3 protein-coding genes and 1 pseudogene are annotated in these 4,378 nt (G+C 72.5%); 3 read left to right on the top strand and 1 reads right to left on the bottom strand.

Going from position 1 to position 4,378, the window contains the following annotated elements; translation table 11 throughout:
- Window positions 1–726 (bottom strand): tryptophan synthase subunit alpha (gene trpA / locus FV222_RS18320; protein ID WP_147815336.1); only part of this gene is annotated, 726 nt, incomplete at its 3' end.
- A gap of 307 nt (window positions 727–1,033) precedes the next feature.
- Here trpA and FV222_RS18315 point away from each other — a divergent pair.
- From FV222_RS18315 to FV222_RS18305, 3 genes and pseudogenes are all read left to right on the top strand, one after another.
- Window positions 1,034–1,579: a hypothetical protein gene (locus FV222_RS18315; RefSeq protein WP_147751840.1), complete on the top strand. Its 546-nt coding sequence runs from the start codon at window positions 1,034–1,036 to the stop codon at window positions 1,577–1,579.
- A gap of 179 nt (window positions 1,580–1,758) precedes the next feature.
- A pseudogene (locus FV222_RS18310) lies at window positions 1,759–2,607 on the top strand (oxidoreductase).
- Window positions 2,608–2,780: 173 nt separating this feature from the next.
- On the top strand, window positions 2,781–4,378 hold a 1,598-nt coding region (locus FV222_RS18305), incomplete at its 3' end, for an ATP-binding protein (protein WP_147815335.1).

Here is a 4,378-nt window from a genome sequence, read left to right as displayed (position 1 = left end):
GTGCAGCGCGTCGACCAGCGCCGAGCCGACGACGACGCCGTCCGCGCCCTTGGCGATCGCCGCGGCGTGGGCGCCGGTCTTCACGCCGAATCCGACCACTACGGGCAGCGCCGTGTGGCGGCGGATGCGACCGACCGCGGTGCCGACGGCGCCGAAATCCGGCGTCGCCGTGCCGGTGATGCCGTTGATCGAGACGTAGTAGACGAAGCCGGCGGTGTTCGCGAGGACGGCCGGCAGGCGCCGCTCGTCGGTGGTCGGCGTCGCCAGCCGGATGAAGGCGAGGCCCTTGGCCAGCGCCGGGAGGCAGAGCTCGTCGTCCTCCTCGGGCGGCAGGTCGACCACGATCAGCCCGTCGATGCCGGCCGCCGACGCGTCGTCGAGGAAGCGTTCGACGCCGTAGGTGTGGATCGGGTTGAAGTAGCCCATCAGGATCACCGGCGTGTCGACGTTGCCCGCACGGAACCGGCGCACGAGGTCGAGCGTCTTCGCGACGCCCTGGCCGGCCTTCAGCGCCCGCAGGCCCGCGGCCTGGATCGCCGGGCCGTCGGCCATCGGGTCGGTGAAGGGCAGGCCGAACTCGACGATGTCGGCGCCCGACGCCGGCAACGCCTGCAGCACCTTCAGCGAGGTCTCGGGGTCGGGGTCGCCCGCCATCACGTAGGTCACGAGGGCGGCGCGGCCTTCCGCGCGGCAGCGGGCGAAGGTGGCGTCGATGCGGGCGGCCATGGTGCCTGTCCGTTCCTGGTATCGAGACGTGTGCCGCGCGTCGCGAAGGGGAGCGCGGCGAAGGATCGATGCCGCGCCTACACCATCGGCGCCGGCCCGTGAAGCGGAAGCGGTTTCGCGACCCGTCCTCGTGCGCGCGAGGACGGGCAGAGCGTCTGCACCGGAAAGAGGCATGATCATCCACGCGCCAGCCGCCCATTGTGCAGGCAGGCGGGAATACTTTGCACACTATTGTGGCAGATCAAGAAAACCCCTAGGTCTCGAATCACGGTCGCCAAAGATCGACAGTCGAATCCGAGGACACGCCATGACCAACCCGTCAGAGATCAAGAATCGCTTCCACGCCAGCCTCGAAGCCTCCGAGGCGCGCGAGAACGGCTTTCGCAGCCGGCTGCTCGCCGAGGGCGTGCGCGCGCTGCAGCCGGTGCTCGGCGTCCTGACCTTGATGTCCGAGGTGCTGGACGAGCGCGACAACGTCCACGGCCGCATCGCCGGCCTCGACTGCGCGATCGACAAGGAGGACTTCGTCACCCTGCGCGCGGTCCTCAGCGGCACCTCGCAGCCCGAGCAGCGCATCGTCATCAAGTACGGCCCGGAGCTCGGCGGTCGCAACCTGATCTCGGTCTCCGGCATCGGCCAGCTCTACGCCGAGAAGCTCGTGGCCAAGACCCATTGCGCGGCGAGCCTCGGCCGGTCGGTCGGCAGCGACCTGCAACTCGACCTCGCCCGCGCCGACGACCTCGCCGAGGTCGTGCGCGAGATGGTCGAGGCCTACTTCGTCGGCCAGGCCCAGGTGCCGGTGCAGCACCATGCCGGCACCATCGAGGGCCACGCCCGCTACGCCGTCCAGTGATCTCGACGGGCCTGCCGCAGCGCAGCCCAGCACGATCCCCGCCCCGGCGACGGCCCAGCCCGTCGCCGGGGCGTCGCTGCGTCCTATCTGCGTGAGGACGCCGCGCGTCCCGGCCCTGGGCCGGATGCGCGTTTCCCTCACGCATCGCCCCGGCCGCCGGGGCGCACGGGACGATCCGCATGGCCTCCGCGACCACCCCCGTCTGGTTCATCACCGGCTGATCCACCGGCTTCGGCCACGACCTCGCCCGCGCCGTGCTCGCCCGCGGCTGGCGCGCGGTGGTGACGGCCCGCGATGTCGGCCGCGTCGCGGACCTCGCCGAGGCCGCGGGCGACCGCGCCCTGGCGCTCGCCCTCGACGTGACCGACCAAGCCCAGGTCGAAGCCGCGGTCGCGGCGGCCCACGCCGCGTTCGGCCGGGTCGACGTGCTCGTGAACAATGCCGGCTACGGCTACCAGGCTTCGGTCGAGGAGGGCGTCGAGGCCGAGATTCGCGCGCAGTTCGACGCCAACGTGTTCGGCCTGTTCGCGCTGACCCGCGCGGTGCTGCCCGGCATGCGGGCGCAACGCGGCGGCCGCATTCTCAACGTCACCTCGGTGGCGGGCTTCATCGGCTTTCCCGCCTCGGGCTATTATTCGGCGAGCAAGCATGCGGTCGAGGGCTGGTCGGACGCGCTCGCCGCCGAGACCGCGCCCCTCGGCATCAAGGTCACCTGCATCGAACCCGGTCCGTTCCGCACCGACTGGGCCGGACGCTCGCTGAAGCAGACCCCGAGCACGATCCCCGACTACGCCGAGACCGCGGGCGCGCGGCTGACCGCCACCTCGGAGAAGAGCGGCACCCAGGCCGGCGACCCGGTCCGCGCGGCGGAGGCGATGATCCGCGTCGCGGAGATCGACAATCCCCCGCGCCACCTCGTCCTCGGCGCCTGGGGCTACGACGCGGTCACCGCGAAGCTGAAGGCGCGGCTCGCCGAGATCGAAGCCTGGCGCGAGACCAGCCTGGGCGCGGATTTTCCGCAGAGTTGATGACCCGCGGCGGGTGACCGCTTGCGGCGAGGGAACGCTCGAACGGCGACGCGCCGCGACATCGGGAGGCGTGCGCGTCGCAACCTCCGATTAAGCGCCTTTCCCAACCGATCGTTCAGCCTCGCCTGCGATGGTCCACCCTGCCCGGGTGCGTCACGCCGGGGGAGATCCGCATGGACCCCAGGGACCTCGTCGTCGCGCTCGCGCTCCTCGTCACCGTGGGAAGCGTCGCCTTCGCCTGGGCGCGCCGTGGGCGGGCGGGCGCCCAGGACGACACCGAGCATCTTCACGACCGGATCTGGCAGGTCTCCGAGAGCGAGGACCGCTACCGCGCCCTGGTCGAGGCGACCACCGACGTGATCGTCCAGCGCGACGCGGCCGGGCGCATCACCTTCGCCAACGAAGGCTACGCCGCGCTCTTCGACCGGACGCCGCTCGCGATGATCGGCGCGACCCTCGACCTCCAGGTGCTCGAGGCCGCCGGCGCCGAGACAGGCCCGGACGGGGTGCGCCGGAGCGAGGTGCGGGTGATGCCGCCCGACGGCGTGCCGCGCTGGTTCGCCTTCGTCGAGGTGCCGATCGCCCGCGGGAGCGAGCCGATCCAATGGCTGCGCGCCGGCCGCGACGTGACCGGGCGCGTCGAGTCGGCGCGTGCCCTCGATGTGGCGCTCTCGCGCGCCGAATCCGCGAGCGTCGCCAAGTCGCGCTTCCTCGCCACGGTCAGCCACGAGTTCCGCACGCCGCTCAACGGCATCCTCGGCATGGCCGAGCTCGTCCTCGACACGGGCCTCGACGCCGAGCAGCGCACCTACGTCCAGGCGGTCCGCACCAGCGGGCAGGCGCTGCTTTCGCTGATCGACGGCATCCTCGATTTCTCGCGCATCGAGGCGGGCCGCATCGATCTCGCCGCCGAACCGTTCGACGTCGCGACCACCGCCGAGGCCGTGGTCGAGCTGCTGGCGCCGCGCGCGCAGGACAAGGGCATCGAGATCGCCCTCGACGTGGCCGAGGACGTGCCGGCCCTGGTGGTCGGCGACGGCGACCGGGTGCGGCAGATCCTGGTCAACCTCGTCGGCAACGCGGTGAAGTTCACCCAATCCGGCGGCGTCGGCGTCGGCGTGGCGCGAGCCGACGGCGCGATCCTGCTCACGGTCGCCGACACCGGGCCGGGCATCGCCGAGGACCGCATCGGCTCGCTGTTCGAGGAGTTCGAGCAGGGCGACGGCAGCGCCAGCCGCAGCCACGAGGGCACCGGCCTCGGGCTGGCCATCACCCGCCGCCTCGTCCTGCGGATGGGCGGCCGGATCGAGGTGGAATCGAAGCTCGGCCGCGGCTCGACCTTCCGCGTGGTGCTGCCGCTGCCGGAAGCCGACGACCAGCCCGCCCCCGCGCCGCGTCCGGTGCTGGCGGCGCGCAAGGTGCTGATCGTCGCCGACTCGCCGTTCCAGGCGCCGTTCCTGGCGCGCAACCTCGCCCGCTCCGGCGCGGCTGCCGTGGTGATGCCCAACCTCAAGGACGGACTCGACGCGCTGGCCGGCGTCGGCTTCGACGCGGTGATCGCCGACCGGGCGCTCGGCGACGACGCTGTTCGGCGGCTGGCCGACCAGGCCCGGGCCTGCGGCGTGCGCTGCAGCCTCGTCCTGCTCTCGCCGTTCGACCGGCGCGAATTCGGCGCGCCGGGTGCGGCCGGCTTCGACACCTACCTGATCAAGCCCGTTCGCGCCCGCTCGCTGTTCGACCGCCTGCTCGCCCCCGCGCCCCCGGCCGACGT

It is taken from the genome of Methylobacterium sp. WL103, assembly GCF_008039885.1.
Lineage (GTDB): Bacteria > Pseudomonadota > Alphaproteobacteria > Rhizobiales > Beijerinckiaceae > Methylobacterium > Methylobacterium cerastii.
This window is presented reverse-complemented; position numbering and strand designations above follow the sequence as displayed.